Raw genomic sequence first — 23,160 nt, forward strand, 5'->3', positions numbered from 1 at the left:
GAAGAGTAGCAGCTTCTATAAAATGGATTAAAATAAAATTTACTGGAATCAAAACAAGTAAAAATGCAGGGTTTAAGAGAAGAATTAGCAGAATTGCTAGATGAGGCTGAGTGGAACTGGCTGATGCCTCATGCGGAACGGGAGGCTGTGGTTATCGTAGCTCAAGAGCTGGACTTGCTAGATGTTGGGGTAGCGATCGCTAATGATGATGTTTCCTCTGTGCAGCACTGGATTAGCGAACAATTGATTTACAAGCCCTCCGAAGCTCAGAAACAAGATTGGAACGACAACAAAAACAAGCGATTCAGCGCTCTGATTGTGTCGCCTTATGTCTTGGTGAAAGAAACGGCAACGATTCCTGCTTAATCTGATTTGATGACTGACCGAGGGTGGCTCCCGTATAGCCGGTAGTCACCCAAAGAATGGCTCTGGCTCCATCCCGAATTGATTTCTCAATCGGCTCCTGCGGTATGTCCGAAGGCACGATCACGGGCTTTAGAGTAATGCCCCGACTGCCTAAAACAATCTCTCCAATGACTCTGGCGCGGCGCATATGATAGTCAGAGGTAATTAAATAGATGCTGGTGATCCCAAGACTCTGCAACTCATCAACCAGCGTCGTAAAGTTCGTAACCGTATCCACCGCCTGATAGTCCAAATGCAGGCGACTAGGGGCAACCCCAGCTTTGGCAAAAACCCGTTTAACGTAAGCTTTGTTAGTGCTACCTGAAGAAACCCAGATGGGCAAATCTGAATGCTGACGAGCCATCCTTGCTGCCAACTTCTCCCGCTCCAAGGCTGAGGTAGAGCCACCCAAAACTAACATTGCCTGGGGTTTGACCAGGCTTTTTTTAACTTCCTTGTAACCAAACCACAGCGCCACGGGTAGAGCGAGCATTAGCAGCCGAGAATATCTACTTTTAGAGCGCGAGGGCTTGGAAGACAAGTGTTTTTGTCGGCTAGCACCAATTTTCAGGATCATCAATCAATTGAAAAAGCCGTGTTTACATGGAAAGCGATACGCACGAAGCGCGATCGCTAACTGGTTAAAATTCCCTATCCTAGCTAGCGTCCACGTAGATACACTCCACTGGGCGACTAACTGTTTTAGAGAGTAGCAGACAACGGGACTGGCCAGGCTCGAACCGGCGACCTAGCGCTTAGGAGGCGCTCGCTCTATCCAACTGAGCTACAGCCCCAATTCTAAGGCGATCATAGCAGCCCAAGGGCAGCATTACCCAGTTGAATTTAAGTAGACCGCCAGGTTTCTTCCCAAGGGCCACCGCCTGTTTCCAATCCACATAGAGAACTGCCAGCTTTCAGGATGATTTTAGATTTGTCACCCCGTTGGCGCAGTTCCAGGTCAACTTGACCGTTCATCGTGTCGCGACAACAAAAGATTAAACCCTTTTCCGTGGGGGCACGCAGGAGAGTCCCCGGTAAATTTGTAGTAGCGGTTAACTCAACTTCAAACTCGGAGTTATGAGCTTGCATTTGCCAGCTGCCCCAAGGCTCGATATTCCAACTTACTTTCGAGTTCCAGGGTACAAATTCATAAAATTTGCCTTGATAGTGCAAGCCAATCATCGCCACCGATTCCATCCACCACAGCACCCCGCGTCTGCCTCCACCAGCCGTTAAGGCGATATCTGAAGACTCATCAAAACTATTGCAATTCAGCCAGAACCATTTTTGAGGAAAAGAGCGCCCCCAGTTTTTTTCACCGTAGGCAGGGGCGTTGGTGAAGTCGTAGCGTTTTCCATTCCACTCAATCCAGCCAGTTGCCAGCCCGTGAGCCATCAAAATTTGCCATCCCGGTTCAAAAATCGGGAAAGAAGACAACCATCCGGCTGTTGATTGTTGTGGCTGATTTAGATTTCCCCATCCATATACAGGTTTAATTTCATACTGCCAACGCGCTTGAGAACCTGTGCCCGGATCGTGTAAAGCTCCCTGATGCCAAGTAGCGGTGGCTTGATAGCCATCCTGAACGTGACGCTCAAAAGCCTCTGGAGGGAGGTAGGCGGGTTTGGTGGATAAATCGGTTTTGCCCCAGTGTCCCAAGGCTAAAACGTCCCGCGATGCCCAGAATTTGTTGACATCTGGGAAAGTCCGGCAAAGGTAACTATCTTCGGGACCCAGAATTTGGGCAGCACCGCCGCTGTGGGGTTGATTGCCTAGGGGATCTTCGAGGGAGTACATGAAAGCAAAGGTATGTCCGCAATCTGGTAAGGTGACGCGGTAGTACCAACCTTCAAAGAATCGCTGACTGGTGCCGTCCCACTGGTAGCCACTGTGAGGCGTTTGTAAAGGATTTTGCATCAATTCAAATTCCTAACTGTTTCTCAGAATAGCGATCGCCTTTTCTCGGCTCCCTGGATGCTGGATGCAAATACCCCAGATCCAGTTTGTGCATGAATTCGTGTAGGCAAAGTTCTTTATTAGAAAAATCTGGCTCATGAATCGCAAAGAAAAAGGATCTGAGGAGTTGCCTTCAATTTTCACCCGAAAACGCTGGAGAAAGACGCGATCGCGCAGCGTCTACCCAGAAGAATAACGACCCTCCATCTGGAAATTTCCTAAATTTTGGGCGTCCGGAGCCAAAAGCCGTTGAAATCGCTACAACGACAGTCGGGCGGGCATTGCCCGCCCGACTACTCCTATTTATGTAATCGTTGTGCGTACAACTTCCGCAGGATCTTGGGCTTGCAGTGGCTCAGGCGTAGAGGTTTGAACGCTTTCCTCATCGACTTGAGTCCACTCGGTATGGAAGAAGCCTGCTTTGTCAATGCGCTCGTAGGTATGAGCACCAAAGTAGTCGCGCTGAGCTTGGGTAAGATTTTGCGGCAAGCGATCGCGTCGGTAACTATCGAAGTAATCTAGCGACGCGCTGAATGCCGGAACTGGAATCCCCAGCTTCGCCGACTGCGCTAATACCTCCCGCCAAGCATCCTGGCGATCCAAAATGGTCTGCTTAAACTCAGGAGCCAAGAGCAAATTCGGCAACTCTGGATTGTCCTTGAAAGCAGATTTAATCTTATTCAAGAATCCGGCTCGAATAATGCAACCACCCTTCCAAATCCGGGCAGTTTCGCTCAAATTCAGGTCATAGGAATAAGCCTTCGACGCCGAACTCAATAGCGCCATCCCTTGGGCGTAAGAGCAAATCTTCGAGCAATACAAAGCATCACGGATTTGGTTAATGAAGGTTTTGGCGTCTCCCTCATACTTGCCACTAGGACCCGTTAATATCTCCGAAGCAGCCACCCGTTCCTTCTTAAAGGCAGACATGATCCGGGCATTCACCGCCGCCGTCATCGTTGGAATAGCGATCCCCAGCTCCAGCGCACTCTGCACCGTCCAGCGACCCGTCCCTTTCTGCCCAGCCGCATCGAGAATCACATCGACCAGAGGCTGACGAGTGTCGGGGTCTCGGTAATTGAAAATATCAGCTGTAATCTCAATCAAATAAGAATTGAGTTCATCAGTCGTATTCCATTCGGCGAATACTTGGTGTAGTTGGTTCGCGTCTAGCCCCAACGCATTCTTGAGCAAGTCGTATGCCTCTGCAATCAGCTGCATATCGCCGTACTCAATGCCATTGTGTACCATCTTGACGTAGTGACCGGCACCCGCAGGGCCGATGTATGTGACACAGGGGCCATCATCCACCTGAGCCGCAATTTTCGTCAAAATTGGTTCCAGATACTCATAGGAGCTTTTCGTACCTCCCGGCATCAGACTAGGGCCATTCAGCGCTCCTTCTTCACCTCCACTGACGCCCATCCCGATAAATCTGAACCCAGATGGCTCTAATTCGCGGGTGCGACGAGCGGTATCGTCAAATAAGGAGTTGCCACCATCAATAATGATGTCACCCTCATCCAGTAACGGTTTGAGCTGGTTAATCACCGCATCTACCGGCGCACCCGCTTTCACCATAATCAGGATTTTGCGAGGGCGTTCTAAGGATTGGACAAAATCTTCAATGGAATAAGCAGCATAGACATTTTTGCCCTGCGCTCGCTCAGCCATAAAGGCATCCGTTTTTTCTGGAGTGCGATTATAGACGGAAATGGGGAACCCATTACGCTCCACATTCAGCGCCAAGTTCTCGCCCATGACCGCCAAACCAATCACACCAAAGCTCTGCTGTGTCATAAGATTCAATGTTCAACTCTGCAATGCTTTTGAACAGTTGCTTTTCCTTCAGAGTAGCCCGATATCCTGAGAGTTTTCCCTAAAGAAGATATTAAGAGTCGCAAAAGTAGTACCGCCTCCTTCGGCGAAGAATCAACAATTGAAACAGCAGATTTAGTTTTTATTTGTATCTAAGTCAACAATCTCTAGCAGAATTGAAACATAGACACAAGTTTTGGAGCATCCACGAAATGCTGGCATATATCCTAGCGATCGCTGTTGCAGTCGGTAGCTTCGCCCTTTACATGGCGGCTTTCTTTTTCCCCGAAGTACACCGAAAGAGTGATTTTATCTGGAGTGGGGTGGGATTGTTCTATGCCCTGGTTTTATGGGTGTGTGCTGGACGCATCACCGGCGGTGTGCTGCTAGGTCAAATCGCTAGCGTAGCGCTAGTCGGTTGGTTAGGTTGGGAAACCCTGACATTACGACGCAGTCTCACCCCCGCAGCGCAGCAAACTGAGATTCCGAGTCCCGAAGCATTGCAGGAAAAACTGACCAGTTTATCCATACCGCAGCGGATAACCAGTCTATTTGCAACTTTTAAGGACAAAGCTCAGCAGACGGCAAGTAAAGTGACTCAGGGCAAATCGGGCACTGGAACCCCCCAATCAGGGGCATCCAAGACGACACCTGCGCCAACCTCCACCGACGCCGGAAAACCCCGTGTTACCGTGCTGGATAACCGGACGGATGAAGATGAGGATGAAACGGTGTTACTCAATCAACCACCCGTTCCACCCGCACCCTCAAAGCCGGAATCCCAGCCGGAATCTCAGATGGAAGTAATATCCGTCCCATCTGAAGAAAGTGTCCAAGACACAGACTTGGATGACTTGGAACCCCCAGCATCTGTAGAAGCAACTACAGGAGAAACAGTCATAACACCAGAGACTGCCCCATCCTCACCTTCAGAGGTGGAGGCTAACCCAGAAGCTAACCCAGAAAATGTGCCCGAACCCGTTCGTCCGAACCCACCCGACCCCGAACTGGTGGAAGCTGCTCTAGAAGATGCTGAAGAAAAGCATATTCCAGCTTCACCTCCAGAACCAGCCCATGAAGAAACAAGTGACTCGGTGAGTGGAACAGAGCAGGCAAATCAGCCGTTAGAAAATCCACCCAACCCAACTTAAAAATAAAGGTTAGGAGGAAAATGAATCCCGAAGATGTTGCATAGCGCCAAAAAAGCAGCGGAAGATATAGCAGTCTTGAATGCTTTCTAAAGCGAGATCCCAGACTTCTCTCTTGAAGTTTGGGATCTGAAGGACAGGCATCTTACAGCTAAAATCGGATTGCGATCGCTGCTTATTCCATTTTCTTGCTTTGTGTTCTGTGCATCTTTGCGGTTCATTTTTCCGCTGCAACTTGAAGAGATTGCGATTTGTAACCGATAATGATTGAAAGCAACTCAATCATTTCTCGGCATTAAACTGTGACAGAAACAGGGAACTACAAAGACACCGTTAATCTGCCCAAAACCCAATTTGATATGCGGGCGAACGCTATTAAGCGGGAACCGGAACTGCAAAAATTTTGGGCAGACCAGCAAATTTACGAGCGACTGTCGCAGAACAATCCCGGCGAAATTTTTGTTTTGCATGATGGGCCGCCCTATGCCAATGGTTCGCTCCACATTGGTCATGCTTTAAATAAAATCCTCAAAGACATCATCAACCGCTACCAGCTCCTGCAAGGGCGCAAAGTTCGCTACGTTCCGGGTTGGGATTGTCACGGCTTGCCGATTGAGTTGAAAGTCCTTCAGCAAATGAAGCCAGCAGAGCGGCAAAATCTGACACCTCTGGATCTCCGCCACAAAGCCAGAGATTTTGCGCTTCATACAGTAGACGAGCAGCGCCAAAGCTTCCAACGTTACGGTGTCTGGGGCGACTGGGAGCATCCGTATCTGACTTTAAAACCAGAGTACGAAGCCGCTCAAATTGGCGTCTTCGGTGAGATGGTGCTGAAGGGATATATTTATCGCGGTTTAAAGCCAGTTCACTGGAGTCCTAGTTCTAAAACGGCGCTGGCTGAGGCAGAGTTAGAGTATCCCGAAGATTCTGAAGGTCGCCCAGCTCATACCTCGCGCAGCCTTTATGCAGCTTTCCAGATGACGAATCTGGGGCCAGCCGTGCGATCGCAATTGCAACCATTCTTGCCCGATCTCGGTGTGGCAATTTGGACGACGACGCCTTGGACGATTCCCGCCAACCTAGCGGTAAGCCTGAATCCAGAACTGACTTACGCAGTGGTGGAAGTGGAGGCAGATTCTCTGCCGATTTCGACCAAATACCTGTTAGTGGCTGCGGATTTGGTGGAACGGTTGTCAACGACGCTCTCGACGAATCTCACGGTAAAGGCGACAGTACCGGGTAAAGATTTGGAACACAGCACTTACCAGCACCCACTCTTCGACCGCGAGAGTCCGATTGTGATTGGGGGCGATTATGTCACCACCGATTCTGGTACCGGATTAGTTCACACGGCTCCCGGTCATGGGGATGAGGATTATAAGGTTGGTCAACGCTACGGTTTGCCGCTACTGTCGCCAGTAGATGCCGATGGCAACTTCACGCAAGAAGCAGGGCAGTTTGCGGGGTTGAACGTCCTGGGTGATGGAAATCAGGCAGTGATTGATGCGCTCAGCCAAGCGCGATCGCTACTGAAAGAGGAACCCTACGTTCACAAATATCCTTACGACTGGCGAACGAAAAAGCCAACCATTTATCGAGCCACAGAACAGTGGTTCGCATCGGTGGAGGGATTTAGAGAAGAGGCGCTAAAAGCGATCGCTTCCGTGAACTGGATTCCCGCTCAAGGTGAAAATCGGATCACGGCAATGGTCGCGGATCGTTCCGATTGGTGTATCTCCCGTCAGCGCAACTGGGGCGTGCCAATTCCAGTTTTCTACGACCTAGAAACCAACGAACCGCTACTGAACGAGGAAACTATCGCCCACGTCCAGGCAATCATCGCCGAAAAGGGTTCGGATGTCTGGTGGGAAATGTCGGTAGAAGAACTCTTGCCAGAAAGTTATCGCCATAACGGTCGCAGCTACCGCAAAGGCACCGATACGATGGATGTCTGGTTTGACTCTGGCTCCTCTTGGGCGGCGGTAGCGAAACAGCGACCAGAATTGGAATATCCAGCGGATATCTATTTAGAAGGCTCCGATCAGCACCGGGGTTGGTTCCAATCGAGTTTGCTCACGAGTGTGGCAACGAACGACATCGCGCCTTACAAAACCGTCTTGACCCACGGCTTTACCTTGGATGAGCAGGGGCGCAAGATGAGTAAATCTCTGGGGAATGTCATCGACCCCTCGATTGTCATCAATGGGGGCAAAAATCAAAAAGAAGAGCCACCCTACGGTGCTGACGTTTTGCGCTTGTGGGTTTCCTCGGTGGATTATTCTTCAGATGTCCCCATCAGCAAGAACATCCTCAAACAGATGGGAGATGTTAGAAACAAGATTCGCAATACGGCGCGGTTCTTGTTAGGAAATCTACACGATTTTGACCCAACTAAAGATGCGGTGTCTTACGATAAACTGCCGGAACTCGACCGCTATATGTTGCACCGGATGACAGAAGTCTTCGGGGAAGTCACGCAAGCATTTGAGAGTTTCCAGTTCTTCCGCTTTTTCCAAACAGTGCAGAATTTCTGCGTTGTTGACTTGTCTAATTTTTATCTGGATATTGCCAAAGATAGGCTCTACATCAGCGCCCCAGATTCCCCTCGTCGCCGTAGTTGTCAGACAGTTTTGGCGATCGCGCTGGAAAATTTAGCCCGCGCGATCGCGCCAGTTCTCGCTCATACAGCAGAAGATATTTGGCAATATCTCCCCTATTCCACACCTTACAAATCCGTGTTTGAATCGGGGTGGGTGAAGTTAGAGGAGCATTGGAAAGCTCCAAAATTGGCAGGATTCTGGCAACAATTGCGACAAATCCGCACTGAGGTGAATAAGGTGATGGAGCAAGCAAGGGCAGAAAAAATGATTGGCTCTTCTTTGGAAGCCAAGGTATTACTTTATGTCCCAAATGCTGAGTTCCGCTCTTTACTGCAAGCCTTGAATTTGACTTCAGCTTTCCATTCTCATTCTCCGTCTTCAGGATTGGGTAATCGAGTAGATGAGCTGAGATACTTGTTTATCTCCTCCCAAGTAGAGCTGCTAGATTCTTCGGAAGCATTGCAAGGCTTAAAATACAGTTCGCAGACAGAAGCTTTATCGATTGGCGTAGTGAAAGCAGACGGGGAAAAATGCGATCGCTGCTGGAACTACTCGGTTCATGTCGGCGAATCTGCTGAGCATCCCCTGTTGTGCGAACGTTGTATTCCTGCTTTGGTTGGTGAATTTTAGATCGCAAAAAGCGATGGCTTCGCCTCGGCTAAGACCTTACGTTCTTTCCTCCACCCTACCATCCCCTACGCTTCCAGTTCCCCTCCCTGCTTGCGGGGAGGGGTTAGGGGTGGGGTTCTTTTATGATGAGCAATTAGTATAGATTCTTCACCATCACATGGCGTCAAAGTAGCCAACGCCGCTCAAATTTGCCCTAAATTTAGAAACTTCAGATTTTGAGTAAAATTGGCAATTTATTGATAATTTCGCGCTCAAGAACAGGCTGATGCAAAGGTAAAAAACAAATATTAATAATCTTTAGTTAATTTCATCTACCAAAAGTTATAAAAAAATTATTAAAGCTTAAAAGGAAACTCTTCCTCTAGCAATATTCCTTATAAAATTCTCTTGCGGAAGCGACTCAGATACAGGTATTGTCGTAGATCGTAGAAACCTGGTAGTGTAAGTTTCACCTAATCAGGGTCTATACCCCTCAGGGAGCATCAGGGAGTCTACCACCACAATTTCTTTATCTCTCTAACAGTCCAGCAATGGGGTGTTTTGTTTAGTTAATCTCTGAAGAATGAAATCCCTGCAACCTCTGTTGGGGCGTACCTACCTGCGTCTAACAGCTATCCTAACGTGTTCGTTTGCTTTTGCTTTTCAGTCGTTGCCCGTTAGCGCAATAGACATCTTGAATACCGCCTCTGCTGCGGGTGACAATCTCCCCCCAGAAGGCGTGAAATCCAATGAAACTTCAGTCACAGCAGGTCAAGCGGCTCTAGAACTGATCAAAACAGGCGATCGCGCCGCAGCAGAACCGGGGGACACGGTTGTTTATCGCTTGGCGTTGAAAAATACCGGCACAGCCACTGCCAGCAATATCAGCATTACAGACACCCTACCTGTGGGCTTACGGTATGTGCCGGAGTCCTTGCAAGCCTCGCTGACCACTGGCTCCAGTACTGCCCAAACCACTATACAGCCCGCTTCCACGTCCAACCGGACAGTTACCTTTAATTTTCCCAAACTTGAGCCGAACCAAACTCTGAACGTGGTTTATGCCGCCGTGGTAACGCCAGACGCCATTCGCGGTAACGGGAGAAATCAAGCACAAGAAACGCGGAGCAACATCGCCAGCCATCAGTTGCGGATTCGACCCGGCATTTTGTCAGACTGCGGCACCCTGATTGGGCGAGTATTTGTCGATAAAAACTTTGATGGCGAACAGCAGCCAGGAGAACCAGGAGTGCCCAATGCTGTAATTTTTATGGATGACGGCAACCGCATCACAACCGATGCCAACGGTTTATTCTCACTTGCCAACGTTATCTCTGGCTACCGCACCGGCACGCTGGATTTAACCAGTCTACCGGGCTACACTCTGGCTCCCAACCAAAAATTTATTGAGCGCAATAGTCAGTCCCGCCTGGTGCAACTCGAACCGGGAGGATTAGTACGGATGAATTTCGGAGTGACACCCACCTATCGGGAGGGCAAGCAGTGATGAACCAGGCAAAAGGCAAAAAGCAGCCGCCAAAAGATGGGATTTTGACGTATTTCTCGTTCTTTTTACTGTTTACTTTTTATTTCTTACTTCCTCGCTCCGCGAAGGCAAATCAACTGTCTGCACTACCTCAAGGTGGACTCGCAGAAGATTCTGAGTTTGCAATTAAAAATTCCACCACTCTCCCTGCAATCGAGCAGGCGGCTGCCCTAGAGAGGACACCAGAGAATTCAGAAGTCTTGGGCACAAATTCTGAATTCGCCGTCCAAGATTCAGCAGAAATTCTAGATTTAGCTCAAAATACTATACCGACGGATTCACCCCTCCCTTCAGTAGAGACGGTAACGGTAGAGGAATCGGCAAAACCAGCAACAGCAGCGCCCAGCCTCGTAGCGCCTCAAAATACCGCACCGACAGCTTCACCTCTTCCCAAACTTCGAGAAGAGGTTGGGTCAGCTTCTGAAAACTCGACAACGACCGTACCAACCGCCAGCGAGCTGAGACAGTCGATCCCTCAAACAAATGTCCAGCAAACCTCTCAGCAAACTTCCGATGGGACTCTGGCACCTACCGAAGTTCGGATTCTGACTCCTGAAAGTGGAGTATTGGGGGAGGCTTCTACAAACCTCGTCGTCCAGTACCACACCCAAGCTCAGGTAAAACTCAGCGTCAACAAAAAACCACTGGATGCCAAAACATCCACCCAGATAGAGCGAGACGAAGCCCAAAATATCATTACTCAGGTTTGGTACAACGTCCCTCTAGAGAAGGGAGAGAACACAATTACAGTGCAAGCGAATAACGGCACCTCGGCAAGTGTCAAGCTAACTGTAAAAAGGACAACTGCCCAAACCTTAGAAATTGCTCCGGTGAGCGATGCTCGGATTCCTGCGGATGGGCGATCGCTACTGCCCCTGGCAGGGAGAATCACCAATGAGAAAGGCGAATTCATCCGCGAAGATACAGTTGTCACTTTAACGACTAGCGCCGGTAAGTTTGTCGGTGCTGACGAGGATAAAGATCGAGCCGGATTTCAGGTGATTGCCAGAGGAGGACAATTTACCGCCCAACTGCAATCGGGTTTGGAAGCGCAGAAAGTCCGCATTCGAGCCGCTACAGAGGGGAATCGGTTAGAAGGGATTCGGGTTGGGAAAGACGCTCATCCTACCCCGATTAACCAATCCCCAAACGCTAATCCCCTATCTCCCAATCTCCAGCAATATCCCATCCCCTCGAATACCCAATACCCGCCAGTACCGCCGACTGATAACCCCGTTGCTTATACCCAAGATGAAATATCTGCTAACACCCTTTCCGCTAACACCCTAGAAACTTATACGCAGGTAGAATTTATCACTAATCTCCGTCCTTCCTTGGTTTCGGGCGTGGTGAATCTGCGAATTGGCCCTAAAGGAACAAACTTCTGGGGACCGCGCCGAGAGTTTCTGAATCCGGATACCATCGACGATGGCACCAATATCGATTTGAGTGCTGCTGTTTTCGCCACAGGTAAAGTGGGGGAATGGCTGCTCACGGGGGCATATAATAGCGCTCGTCCGCTCAACCAAACTTGCGATGGCATCACTACCCTGTTCCGGGGACCGCAATTCTGCGAGCAACAATATCCCGTCTATGGCGATAGCTCCACCGTTGATTATCTAACCCCTTCAAAAGATAGCCTGTATTTCCGTCTGGAACGCACTTCCCCGGTTTTTGGTGCCGAACCAGACTATGTAATGTGGGGAGATTACAACACCACCGAATTCTCCCGCGCCTCCCAGCTATTTAGCGCCACTTCACGCCAGCTACACGGGTTCAAGGGCAACTATAACCTGGGCAATCTGCAAATCACTGCCCTCTATAGCCCGGATGTCGAAGGATTCCAGCGAGATACTGTTGCTCCCAATGGTACCAGCGGCTATTACTTTCTGTCCCGTCGTCTGCTTGTCCCCGGTAGTGAAAGTGTTTTCCTAGAAACCGAAGAAATTAATCGTCCGGGAACGGTGACATCGCGCAAACCCCTGGTTCGTGGGCCTGACTACGAAATTGACTACGACCGGGGCACGCTGCTATTCCGTCGTCCCATCTTTGCCACGCGATTTGACCCGTTTGGCGTGACTCAGGTGCAGCGAATTGTCGTCACTTACCAGCATGAAGGGGTTGATAGCGAAGAGACAAATATTTATGCGGGACGAGCGCAGTATAACTTCTCTCAGGACTTGAATCGCCAAGCCTGGGTGGGAGGTAGCTATTTTCGGCAAGACGAGGGATTGCAGGATTTTGAGCTATTGGGTGCGGATTTCCTGTTCCCTGTAGGGAATAGCGGTCAAATTGTTGGGGAATATGCCCGCTCAGCCCATAATTCTCCCTTTAACGGAGATGTGAACGGCAATGCTTATCGACTAGAAGCGTATGGTGCGATCGCTAAAAGCATTCTCGCTCGCGCTTATTACCGTTCTGTCGAAGAAAATTTCTCCAATAATGCGACAACCAGTTTTACCCCCGGTCAAACGAGATACGGCGCAAATATTGCCGCCCAGCTTAGCCAAACCACTTCGCTTACTGCTAGCTACGACCACGAGGTAAATTTCGGTACGGCACCCTTAGAACGGGTTGAATTCTTTGATATTTTTAACCCTCAACCCCAACCCACACCCGGTGAAAAAGTCGATAATTCTCTAACCACGGTTCGCGCCGGAATTCTGCAAAAGTTTGGGGCTTCAGACCTCAGCTTAGAATACGTCAATCGCTCCCGCGACGACCGTATCGGCGACACCTTCGACAGCAACGCCAGCCAAATTGTCTCTCGCCTCAACGTTGCTTTAAATGATGCCCTAACCTTTCGGGCACAAAATGAACTGAACTTGGGAAACGGCAGCGATGCCCTTTATCCCGACCGTACTACCTTTGGGCTGGATTGGGCAGTGATGGAAGGAGTAGCTTTGCGACTCGCCCACCAATTTGTAGACACTAGAGTCTTTGGTCGCAATTCCATCACCAGCCTGGACACACTGGTAGAACAAAAACTCGGCGAAAACACCTCCATTACAGGTCGCTACTCGATTATCAGCGGCTTCAACACCATCACCGGGCAAGGGGCGGTCGGGTTAAACCACCGTTGGGTTGTTGCCCCTGGATTGCGAGTCCATTTGGGTTACGAGCATATCTTCAGCGACCTATTTAGCCGCACCGCCGCCGGACCGCGATTTGAACAGCCCTACGCTACTGGACAAAGTGCTTCCTCCTTAGGACTCAGCGGCGGCGACGCTTACAGTGTTGGGGTGGAATATACCGACAATCCCAATTTCCAAGCATCCGCCCGATTCGAGCATCGTACCGGCTCTGGCGGCAGTAACACCGTGATTTCTGGCGCTGCTGCCGGTAAACTTTCTCCTGCCGTGACTGCCTTGGTGCGCTATCAACAAGCAAGTGCTTCTAACCAGTTGTTATATGCCTTGGGAGACACGATGAATGTCAAGCTGGGCATGGCTTACCGCAATCCCAACTCTGACAAGTGGAATGGTTTGTTGAGTTATGAATATCGCCGCAACCCCTCCACAATCCCAGAGACATTGCTACTAGGGAGTGGCACGGGTTACAGAGATCACATCATCGCTGCGGAGGCGATTTATGCTCCTTCCTGGCGGTGGGAATTTTATGGCAAATATGCCATGCGAAACAGCACTACCGATTTAGCGAATAACTTCAGCAACTCTTCGACTGTGTTTCTGGCACAGTTCCGGACGATGTACCGGCTGGGATATCGCTGGGATGTCGCGGGGGAAGCTCGTTGGATTGGACAACCCGACACAAATTTTAATGAAACTGGCTTCGCTTTAGAGGCGGGTTATTATGTGACGCCAGACTTGCGAGCTTCGCTGGGATATAGCTTTGGCAGTGTAGATGACCGCGATTTTAGCGGCTATCGGTCAGAGGGTGGCGTTTATTTTGGCTTAACGCTGAAGGTAAATGAATTACTCGGCGGCTTCGGGCGACAAAAAGTATCACCGCCACAGCAGCAAGAGTCCCAGGTGCAACCAGTCGCGGTAGAGAGGTAATGGGGAATGAGAAAGGGGTAATTGGTAATGGGTAATCGGTAAAGAATAACCAATTATCAATCGCTGATCGCTAATCACGAATGACTACAAATGAACGCTAAAAAGTTTCTCTTACCTTTTGTTTTTTTACTGTTGCCTGTTTCTGCAACTGCTCAGACAGAAAATTTAAAAGTTGTTGTTAATAGCAACCAGGATGGAGCCGTTAATCCAGATGATGCCTTAACGCTGCGGGAAGCGATTGAGATTGTCAATGGGACATTATCTTTAGATCGTCTTAGTAGTGCCGAAAAAAGCCTAGTTTCAAGTAATGGTGGTACAGGTTCGCTGATTGCTTTTAATTTGCCGTCAGCAGATACCACCATCCGTCTCGTTGATGTGTTGCCACCCTTGGCGAGTCCGGGATTGATCGTCGATGGGACAACTCAACCGGAGTATGACTCTGAAGGTTCTGCAACCGCCGAGATTGCAATTCCGATTCCGGTAGTCGCGATCGCTCCCGCTGCCAATCGAGAAGTCTTCCGTGGCTTAACAGTTGTTGCGGATGGGGTGACGATTCGAGGATTAAGCCTCTATGGTTTCACCTCTCGCCATCGCGCCACGGCTACCTTGCCACCCGCAGATATTTTTATCGATAATCCTCAGTCTGCTGCGATTAAAGGAGCTGCGAACGGTCAAAAGTTAATGGAGAATCGGGAAGGCGAACCATCACCAATTTCCAATTCCCCCAAAAATGTAGTAATTGAAAACAACTGGTTAGGGATTTTGCCCGATCAAAGTGTGCCGCAGCAAACTTCGGCATTTGGGGTATTTGTCTTTAACAGCTTAGGAACAACGATTCAACGCAACCGAATTGCCAACCACGATGGTAGCGGGATTATTACCTCTGTCCAAGCTGAGAATTTGCAGGTGACAGAAAACATTATTGTTGGCAACGGGATTGCGGGAATGCCCGATGCGATTCGCTTAGAAGGAAGGATTGATAACACGCAAGTTAGCGCTAATTTGATTTGCGGCAACGATGGTAGTGGTGTCTTTTTATTTAAACCCCAAGGTGCGGCGCAGATTAACAATAACCAAATTATTTATAACGGTCGTCGCTTGCGTCGGGCAGCCGTTTACTTAATGGGGAACGATCATCAGGTGAGGGAGAACCAAATCGGTCATCAAACCGGACCGGGTGTCGTGGTTGCATCTTATCCCAAGAGCGATCGCAATCTCATTCAATCCAATCGCTACTTCGATTTAGACGGTTTGAGCATCGACTTAATTGCTCAACAAAACACGGGTGTCCAAGAGTATCAACGGGGAGATGGCCCCAATCCACCCCGGAATTCGCCCAATCGTCGCTTGGATACGGCTAATTCAGCGATTAATGCTCCCCAGTTCATTAGCCGCGAATTTTTTGTACTCGGTAATAAAACGAATCTGTCTGGAACTGCCGATCCGGGTTCTCAGGTGACAGTTTATCAAGTGAAGGAGAATACCGAGACGCCCTATGCCCCTCTCAGCGAACCGTTGACGACGATAGCAGCAGATGACGAGGGGAAATTTAGTGTCACGGTTGATAATTTGCAACCGGGAGATAGAGTCAGCGCGATCGCGACAGATCCCAAGTACGGCACCTCCGAACCCGCCGCGAATGCCTTAATTTCATCAACAGTTGCTGGTAAACAACAAACAGTGGCAACGAATAACCCAGCACCAACAATTCCTCAATGTACCACCGCACCCGCTCCGCCAGTAGTACAGGTGCCGCCGGAAGAACCGCCACCGTCACCACCAGAACCAATCCGCATCCAAGTGCCAACCAACGTCCACTTTGCCCTCGACAAAGCCACAATTAGCCCAGAAAGTGCCAGAATTCTCAATCGAATTGCCGAAGTTTTACAAGCAAATCCCCCTATCGTGATTGAGCTTCGAGGTCACACCGATCCTCGTGCCAGCGATGCTTATAATCTTGACTTGTCAAATCGGCGAGCGATCGCAGTGAGAAATTATTTATTACGGCAAGGCATTGCCCCAGAACGCATGACAATTCGCGCTTTGGGTGAATCTCAACTGCGAGTCACTGGACGAAACCGTCTAGATCATGCCCGGAATCGTCGGGTCGAATTTATCTTCAAAGATGCCAGAGGTATCGATCTGTTTGTCCAAGAAGAAGATTTGCAGTTGGAGTAGGAAAAAGGCTTTCATGCCCTCATACTCTCATGCGAAAGAAAAAATAATTCTTTCTTTTGCCTTTTACCTTTTGATGATGTTACCAGACCAAGTGTGAGGAAACTGTTAGTTTGATGTTGAAACTTTACCCGCATTCCCCAACAAATCAAACTCCCGTTAGCCGCTGGAACCGCCTTTGCGGCAGCCTTGCCCTTGCCATTTGTGCTATTAGTGCTGCCAGTAAAGTTGCATTTGCTGAAGGCAGTCGGGAACTGACCAATAACAATGGCGATCGCCCTTACTTGGAATATCGCATTGGCGATGTTAACACTGAACCGTACGGGACTGGAGGTATTGCACGTCGAACCACAATTAGGGTTTTTGCTAAACAAGGCGAGACGATTAATCTTGGCTCTAGTGCTATGGCTTACGGTCTTGGGGGTGGTGAGGGTGATATCCAGTTTCGGCAACCGAATGGTGCCCAGTCTCAGTGTAGTTTCTTGGCCCCCGGAACAGGTTTTATTCCTAACCGTGCCGCAGAAGAAGCTGGTTCTGGAGTTGGCTACACCCCCTGCACAATTAATGTTGCATCTGGTCAAGATGGCGTCTGGGAAATCGACTTCATCAGCCCAGAGTCCGCTAGTACTGCTGACCCACCTGCCATTGATGCCAATAATAACTGGAATCAACCCAATAACGTCAGTTACGTCAGCGCTTGGGATGTCACGGTGCGAAGTAGTGGTGGTCAAGCGATTCCTGGTCGAGCCTACGCTAATTATTTGCCGTTGAACATGGGAGCCGTTGGGCAATCGCTCCAATCCCAAGCTTATGTTTTGACCAGGGAAGGCTATCAGTACCTAATCAAACTACAGGGTCTCGACGCTTTTGGATTTATCTTCTTTGCTAATAACAAAGGTTTCACAGCTAATCCAAACGGCGATCCCATTTACCAATCTGTTCCACTGGCAGGAAGCAATGTATACAACCCGGATCAGCCAGATTTTGGGACGGATGTTACTTATAAAATTTTCTTTAATAAGCCCAGCAATGATCTGCCACTATCTGCACCCATAAATCCAGCCAGCGCTCCTCAAACGACGCCTAAGTCCGTTTGGCTGCTAACACCAGCCGTTGCACCCCCGACTCCCACTGATTTTAAATTTATAGGCACGGAAGGGACTAGTGGGCAAGCGGGTACAACTGCTCCATTGGGGGGTAATTTCAGCTTTAACACCCCGGCATCAGGCAGCTACCGGATTATTCTCGATCTCAACCAAGACAAGATATACGGCAATGCAAACGACCGAATCCTAGTAGGAACGGCAGATGTTGGGTTAAAAACTGTACCTTGGGATGGCTTAGATGCGAATGGAGCGACTATCCCTGCTAGTACCATCGCTTACGGCGCACAAATCGTACTCAGTGCGGGTGAAATTCATTTTCCATTCCTAGATCCGGAAAACAACCCAGGTGGTCTGATCATCCAACGACTCAATGAGCCTGCTTCAGCAACATTACCAACTCCCGATCCCTTTACCGTTTACTATAATGACGAGCCTTTAATACCACAAAATCAACAGCCTCCTGCCGAAGCACCCGACCCATTAGATGCTCTAGGAGGAGTTTCCAGTAGCAATGGTGCCCATGCGTTTCCAGGCTCTAGCGAGACAGGTTTTGGTAACAACAGAGGCATTGATACCTGGACATACTACCCCTCTACAGTCACCGCTCTTGCTCAAGGCATCACCATATCCGAAGCCGATTTGCAGATTCAAAAAACGCTGGTGACGAACCCAGTGGTTGCAGGTAGCCCTGTCACCTACACCCTCACCGTTACTAACAACGGCCCCTCTAACGTAACTGGAGCAACGGTGACAGATAACGTTCCAGCTCAAATCACTGGAGTTACTTGGACGTGCGCCATTACTACAGGCACTGGTAGTTGCGGACAAGCTAGCGGTACGGGAAATGCTATCAACACAACAGTAAATCTAAATAGCGGAGCTGTTGCTACCTATACCGTTACAGGTGCCATCTCTCCCATAACTCCATCTGGAGAATTAAGCAACACAGCAACAGTCACGCGACCCAATGATGTAACCGACCCCAATCCCAATAACAACACATCAAGCACTACGACTACTATTCAACCTAACCCAGTTACGCCCACTGGCATCAAATCAGTTCGTCTGGTCACAGACGCAGATGCTAGCGCTTCTGTCACCACTGGAGATACGGTTGAATTCACGATTACCTATGTTAATAACTCCGCGACCCCTGTCACTAACTTTCTAGCGACCGACAGCATTGATGCTACTAAGTTGAGTTTTGTTGCTGGTAGTTATAGCTTTACAGCCTCCGGTACTGGGACAACGGTGACACAGAATCCCAACTACAACGGTACAACTGACCCGAACCTTACCAATCCGACAGCTTTGGGCACATTAAGTGGAAATGGTGGTCGGGTAGTCATCAAGTTTCAGGCAATTATTACGGCGGCTGCTGGGGTGCAAATTAGCAACCAAGCTGTTGCCACATCAACAGGTGGCACCGTTAACTCATCGGTTACAGATGCCATTCAAGGGAATGGCGACTTGCCTCAAATTGTTGATGATGGAATTAATCAAGGAAACCTTGCCAATACTGGGGATGATGACCCGACTGTGCTGACGGTCGCTTCACCTGGGAATGGGAATCTGCGTTTGGTGAAGCGAATTACATCTGTGACTAGAAACGGTGCGCCACTGAGTGGGATTAACTTCAATAGTTTTGTAGATGATCCAAACAGCGACAATGACAATGCAGCTGGCTGGTCGCAACTATCGCCACTAGGAGTTTCCACCATAGCCGCTGAAACAGCTTTGAGAAGCGGCGACGAAGTCGAGTACACGATTTATTTTCTCTCTGATGGGACGGCTCCAGCTAACAATGTTAGATTCTGCGATCCGATTCCAACAGGAACAACATTTAGTGCTGACAGTTTTGGTTCGGGTGCGGGGATTTCGGTGAATCGCGCTGGGACAATTGCCACTCGGACGAATGCTTCAGATACAGATGAAGGAACATTTTTCTCGCCACTTGCTCCTTTACCTGCGGGCAATGCTTGTCCTAATCAAAATAATGCTGATGGAGCGGTAACTGTGAATTTGGGTAATATTTCCAATGCAACGGGTAGCAACTATGGTTTTACCCGCTTCCGCGTCAAAATAAACTAATGGGTACCAATATTTTCATCCATAAGCCGACTATAGGCGCAGCAGGGGTACCTCCTAAAGCGATCGCTGCATTTGGGTCTACCAAAAGATGTATTCTCGATTATGATTTCTTCAATTTGCACTCAAGGGATAAATTAAGCGCGATCGCCTACTGCGAGGTACGGGAAACAGGAGGTGCGTCTGCCAAGCGGTTTCCTACCCATTTTCAATCCGGCACCTGGCAAACTGCCATCCCTTGGAATTCCTTATCTCCATATCTGACGCAAGCAAACCGTGAAATCACTGGGTAAACATCTCACCGCCGTTCTTTGTCACCACCATCTGAGCTGGATTACCGGCAGCATTCTATTATTTGCAGCAACTACTTCGCAGGTAGCCGCTCAAACGATTGTACTCGATGAAACTTTTAAAAACACTAATGCCCCTAACTGGTCAGCTGGTAACATTCCTCCAGCATCCGGTTTCAGCATTAACCCTTGCTTAACAGCAACTACCTCCCCATTTGTTGCTATGCCCCCGCAAGGACCACTTGCAGGCTGTCCGACTCCTGACCCTCTCGATCCTGTTGGGGCTGGGGTGCTGAAACTAACTTTTAACACCGGCAATCAATCTGCCTTCGTTTTCTACGGCTTATCCATTCCTTCAACCCAAGGTCTGAAAATCACCTTCGACTACTACTCATACAGCCAGCCCCCATCCGGCTTACCAGGGGCTGACGGGACGACTTTCTTCTTGTTCGATGCCAATACTGCCACCCCCGTGCCTGGGGGTTTTGGTGGCTCCCTTGGCTACGCTCAGCGAAACGATCAATCAGGAGTTCAAAATGGAATCCCTAATGGCTATGTTGGCATTGGATTGGATGAGTACGGAAATTTTTCCAACGATAGTCAGGGTCGCGGTAGCGGTAATCCCGCTTCCAACTGTCCCCCATCTCAAGTTCCGCCCACAGGCACTAGCACAACACTGACTCCCAATCAAGTAGTAATCAGAGGATCGGGGAATGGTCAATCTGGGTACTGCTGGCTAGCTCAAGGTACTGTGCCGGGAGGCTTAGACTTCGAGCAGGAAAATCGTCCAGAGGCAAAGTCAGTTGAAATTACTCTGGATACATCAAACCGAATCTCAATTAGTGTAGACGATGTACCGATTGTGACTAACGTCCAGTTGCCACCCCCCCCTACTGCTGGTTTCAAGTTGGGCTTTGCCTCTTCAACTGGAAGCTTTAATAATAACCATGAAATTCAAAATTTACTGATTACAACCCTAGTTTCTCCTGAGGCGGACTTAAGTATCGCCAAAACCGATAATTTGACCACCGCTAAGCCTGGTGACACCATCACCTACACCATTGTGGCGACCAGCACCGGCCCTGCTGTTGTCTCTGGAGCTAGCGTGACCGATGATACTTTACCCAGCCAACTTGAGAATGCGACTTGGACTTGTACAGCCACAACTGGCTCAAGCTGCAATGCCGCGACTGGCAGTGGGAATATAAACACAACTGTGAACCTGATTCCTAACGGCGCGGCAACCTTCACCGTCACAGCCACGGTGAAAGCTGGGGCGACGGGAACCATTCAAAACACGGCGAACGTGGCACTGCCCGCAAATTCCGGTCTAACGGATCCCAATCCAGGCAACAACAGCGCTACAGATAATACAACCATTCCAGCGACTACGCCCGATCTGATCATTCAAAAGACCCACACCGGCAATTTCATTGTAGGTAAGCAAGGGGTTTACACCTTGAGTGTCAGCAACCTACCAACATCTGGCCCTACTACCGGCTCTGTCACAGTACAAGACACGCTGCCGAATGGTTTGAGTTTTGTCTCCGCCACCGGCACCAACTGGAACTGCTCTGCGAGTGGGCAAATCGTTACCTGTACCTATGCTGGTTCCGTCGTTGCAGCAGGTGAAAATCTGCCAGCGATCGCCCTGCGAGTTAATGTGGACAGTGCAGCGACAGGAAATATTACTAACTCTGCTACTGTTACCACGCCTGGAGACGATCCGAACGATCCTAATAACCCCAATAAAGCCAACAATACAGCTAATGACCCCACAACGGTTAATATCGGTCCGATAACGTTCAAATCCGTCCGCTTTTTGAGAGACAACGACAACACTGGAACGCTCACATCTGGCGATGATATTCAATACACCATAATTGTCGAGAATCCCAGCAGCAATACAGCAGCAATCACCGGAGTAGTAATTAGCGACACCATCCCTACTCAGTTACAGGTGTTACAAGATGGTTCTAACACGGTAACTATTGACTCAGGCTTTGTGCTTTCCCCCAGTTTGCCCAGCTCTAGCTTTAATGGCACTGGCAATTCCGTGACCTTTACCCAACCGGGAACGCTAAACCCCGGTAATAGAGCAACCCTCACCTTTAACACCCGGATTCTACCTAACAGTGCCAGTCCTGTTGCTAACCAAGGCAGCGTCAACTATACGGGAGATGCTGGTACTCCCGTCCTCACAGATGCCAGTGACTCTACTAATCCGACTGAGCCTGGTTCTGGAGTTAACCCCGGCACTCCAGGAAGTGTCTCCTCTGGCGGTAATGTGAACCAACCAAATGATAGTAATGCCGACCCGACAATTATCAACTTTGTTACTCCCTTGAATCCCTCCGGTAGCAAATCGGTGCGTTTAGCCGTAGACGCGGATGGCAGCGGCTCTCTCACCAACGGGGACATATTAGAGTACACCGTTACTTACACCAACAATAACTCCACTAGCGTAATTAGTAACTTTCTAGTAATTGACCCCTTGCCTAGCAGTTTGAGTTTCGTACCGGGCAGTTATATTTTCACAGCTACTAACGGTTTTGCCGCTGCCAACAACAATACAACTGTGACAGCTAATCTTAATTTCAACGGTACAACAGACACTAATCTGAGCAATCCTAATGCCATAGGGCAACTTGGTGCAGGTGGGGGTAGGGTAACAATCAAGTTCCGCGCCCAAGTGGTAGCTGCTGCTGGAACGTCGATTAGCAACCAGGCCCTTGCTACATTAAATGGAGGGACATTACCTCCTGGTAGTTCCTATCCTACCGATGCGGTGTCAGGGCCAGGAGACTTAAATCAAGGCACTGGTGGTGGAAACAATGACCCAACACAGCTAGTAGTAGCTGCTGGTGGTCCGGCGCGTCTGCGGTTGGTGAAGAGAATCACGAGAGTAAATGCAACGCAGTACGCTAACTTTGTCCCAGCCGAACCTGCCAACCCCAATGAAACAGCTTTTCCTAACTTTGCTCAACTGTTATTGGGAGTTCCAAAGCTAGGGGGAAATACACCTTTAATAAGTGGTGATGAGGTAGAATACACGATTTATTTCCTATCTGATGGTGGTAGCCCAGTCAATAATGTCAGATTCTGCGATGCGATTCCTACTGGAACAACTTTTATCTCTGATAGTTTTGGTCTTGGTGCAGGTATTTTGGTGAATCGAGCAGGAATAACTGCCTCTTTAACTAACGCAGCGGATGCTGACGCAGGGACATTTTTCTCATCTCTTGCTCCATTGGCTGCGGGTAATGCCTGTCCTAATCAAGGTAATCCTGACGGTGCAATAATTGTAAATTTAGGTAGTATTTCTAATACCGCTAGTAATAACTTTGGTTTCGTGCGCTTTCGGATAAAAATTAACTGAAGGAAATTACAATTTAAAATC

At 49.2% G+C, this 23,160-nt stretch carries 12 protein-coding genes and 1 tRNA gene; 9 read left to right on the forward strand and 4 right to left on the reverse strand.

Features of this window, described 5'->3' with window-relative positions; translation table 11 throughout:
• Positions 1-63: 63 nt before the first annotated feature.
• Complete coding sequence (locus NC994_RS02060; protein WP_190415638.1) at positions 64-366, forward strand: DUF2288 domain-containing protein; 303 nt, start codon at positions 64-66, stop codon at positions 364-366.
• On the opposite strand, the gene NC994_RS02065 is transcribed toward NC994_RS02060, so the two are convergent.
• The 4 genes from NC994_RS02065 to gndA all read right to left on the reverse strand — a co-directional run bounded on the left by NC994_RS02065 (position 305) and on the right by gndA (position 4,161).
• Positions 305-982: a YdcF family protein gene (locus NC994_RS02065; protein WP_190428839.1), complete on the reverse strand. Its 678-nt coding sequence runs from the start codon at positions 980-982 to the stop codon at positions 305-307. The genes NC994_RS02060 and NC994_RS02065 overlap by 62 nt on opposite strands.
• A 143-nt stretch (positions 983-1,125) precedes the next feature.
• A tRNA-Arg gene (locus NC994_RS02070) sits at positions 1,126-1,199 on the reverse strand.
• Positions 1,200-1,248: 49 nt separating this feature from the next.
• Positions 1,249-2,322 carry a tocopherol cyclase family protein gene (locus NC994_RS02075; protein ID WP_190440788.1) on the reverse strand — a complete coding sequence of 358 codons (1,074 nt, stop codon included), beginning with the start codon at positions 2,320-2,322 and terminating at the stop codon, positions 1,249-1,251.
• A gap of 342 nt (positions 2,323-2,664) precedes the next feature.
• Entirely contained in the window at positions 2,665-4,161 is a 1,497-nt protein-coding gene (gene gndA / locus NC994_RS02080) for an NADP-dependent phosphogluconate dehydrogenase (RefSeq protein ID WP_190440791.1), read from the reverse strand.
• 230 nt (positions 4,162-4,391) lie between these two features.
• On the opposite strand from gndA, the gene NC994_RS02085 reads away from it, so the two are divergent.
• From NC994_RS02085 to NC994_RS02120, 8 genes are all read left to right on the forward strand, one after another.
• Complete coding sequence (locus tag NC994_RS02085; RefSeq protein WP_190440794.1) at positions 4,392-5,330, forward strand: Ycf66 family protein; 939 nt, start codon at positions 4,392-4,394, stop codon at positions 5,328-5,330.
• A 299-nt stretch (positions 5,331-5,629) separates the two neighbouring features.
• The gene (ileS, locus tag NC994_RS02090; protein WP_190440811.1) at positions 5,630-8,557 is read left to right on the forward strand and encodes an isoleucine--tRNA ligase; all 2,928 of its coding nucleotides are present in this window, start codon (positions 5,630-5,632) and stop codon (positions 8,555-8,557) included.
• 562 nt (positions 8,558-9,119) lie between these two features.
• On the forward strand, positions 9,120-10,043 hold the full coding sequence (locus tag NC994_RS02095; RefSeq protein WP_190440814.1) for an isopeptide-forming domain-containing fimbrial protein: 924 nt from the start codon (positions 9,120-9,122) through the stop codon (positions 10,041-10,043).
• Positions 10,043-14,101 carry a hypothetical protein gene (locus NC994_RS02100; RefSeq protein ID WP_190440817.1) on the forward strand — a complete coding sequence of 1,353 codons (4,059 nt, stop codon included), beginning with the start codon at positions 10,043-10,045 and terminating at the stop codon, positions 14,099-14,101. Before NC994_RS02095 ends, NC994_RS02100 begins: the two co-directional genes overlap by 1 nt.
• Before the next feature lie 90 nt (positions 14,102-14,191).
• A complete protein-coding gene (locus NC994_RS02105) occupies positions 14,192-16,279 on the forward strand; it encodes an OmpA family protein (protein ID WP_190440819.1) in 2,088 nt (695 codons plus the stop codon).
• Positions 16,280-16,392: 113 nt separating this feature from the next.
• The gene (locus NC994_RS02110; protein WP_190440821.1) at positions 16,393-19,473 is read left to right on the forward strand and encodes a DUF11 domain-containing protein; all 3,081 of its coding nucleotides are present in this window, start codon (positions 16,393-16,395) and stop codon (positions 19,471-19,473) included.
• Positions 19,473-19,763 carry a hypothetical protein gene (locus NC994_RS02115; RefSeq protein WP_190440823.1) on the forward strand — a complete coding sequence of 97 codons (291 nt, stop codon included), beginning with the start codon at positions 19,473-19,475 and terminating at the stop codon, positions 19,761-19,763. The genes NC994_RS02110 and NC994_RS02115 overlap by 1 nt, the downstream gene beginning before the upstream one ends.
• Positions 19,747-23,139, forward strand: a complete 3,393-nt coding sequence (locus NC994_RS02120) for an isopeptide-forming domain-containing fimbrial protein (RefSeq protein WP_190440825.1) — start codon at positions 19,747-19,749, stop codon at positions 23,137-23,139. Before NC994_RS02115 ends, NC994_RS02120 begins: the two co-directional genes overlap by 17 nt.
• The last annotated feature ends 21 nt before the right edge of the window (positions 23,140-23,160 follow it).

Origin of the sequence: Trichocoleus sp. AS-A1, from assembly GCF_039962015.1 — a bacterium.
Lineage (GTDB): Bacteria > Cyanobacteriota > Cyanobacteriia > Cyanobacteriales > FACHB-T130 > FACHB-T130.

Excerpts from the sequence above, each read along its gene's own strand:
- NC994_RS02105 (WP_190440819.1), top strand. The coding sequence starts at position 14,192 with ATGAACGCTAAAAAGTTTCTCTTACCTTTTGTTTTTTTACTGTTGCCT.
- NC994_RS02110 (WP_190440821.1), top strand. The coding sequence starts at position 16,393 with ATGTTGAAACTTTACCCGCATTCCCCAACAAATCAAACTCCCGTTAGC.
- NC994_RS02065 (WP_190428839.1), bottom strand. The coding sequence starts at position 982 with ATGATCCTGAAAATTGGTGCTAGCCGACAAAAACACTTGTCTTCCAAG.
- NC994_RS02095 (WP_190440814.1), top strand. The coding sequence starts at position 9,120 with ATGAAATCCCTGCAACCTCTGTTGGGGCGTACCTACCTGCGTCTAACA.
- NC994_RS02115 (WP_190440823.1), top strand. The coding sequence starts at position 19,473 with ATGGGTACCAATATTTTCATCCATAAGCCGACTATAGGCGCAGCAGGG.
- NC994_RS02060 (WP_190415638.1), top strand. The coding sequence starts at position 64 with ATGCAGGGTTTAAGAGAAGAATTAGCAGAATTGCTAGATGAGGCTGAG.
- NC994_RS02100 (WP_190440817.1), top strand. The coding sequence starts at position 10,043 with ATGAACCAGGCAAAAGGCAAAAAGCAGCCGCCAAAAGATGGGATTTTG.
- gndA (WP_190440791.1), bottom strand. The coding sequence starts at position 4,161 with ATGACACAGCAGAGCTTTGGTGTGATTGGTTTGGCGGTCATGGGCGAG.
- NC994_RS02085 (WP_190440794.1), top strand. The coding sequence starts at position 4,392 with ATGCTGGCATATATCCTAGCGATCGCTGTTGCAGTCGGTAGCTTCGCC.
- NC994_RS02075 (WP_190440788.1), bottom strand. The coding sequence starts at position 2,322 with ATGCAAAATCCTTTACAAACGCCTCACAGTGGCTACCAGTGGGACGGC.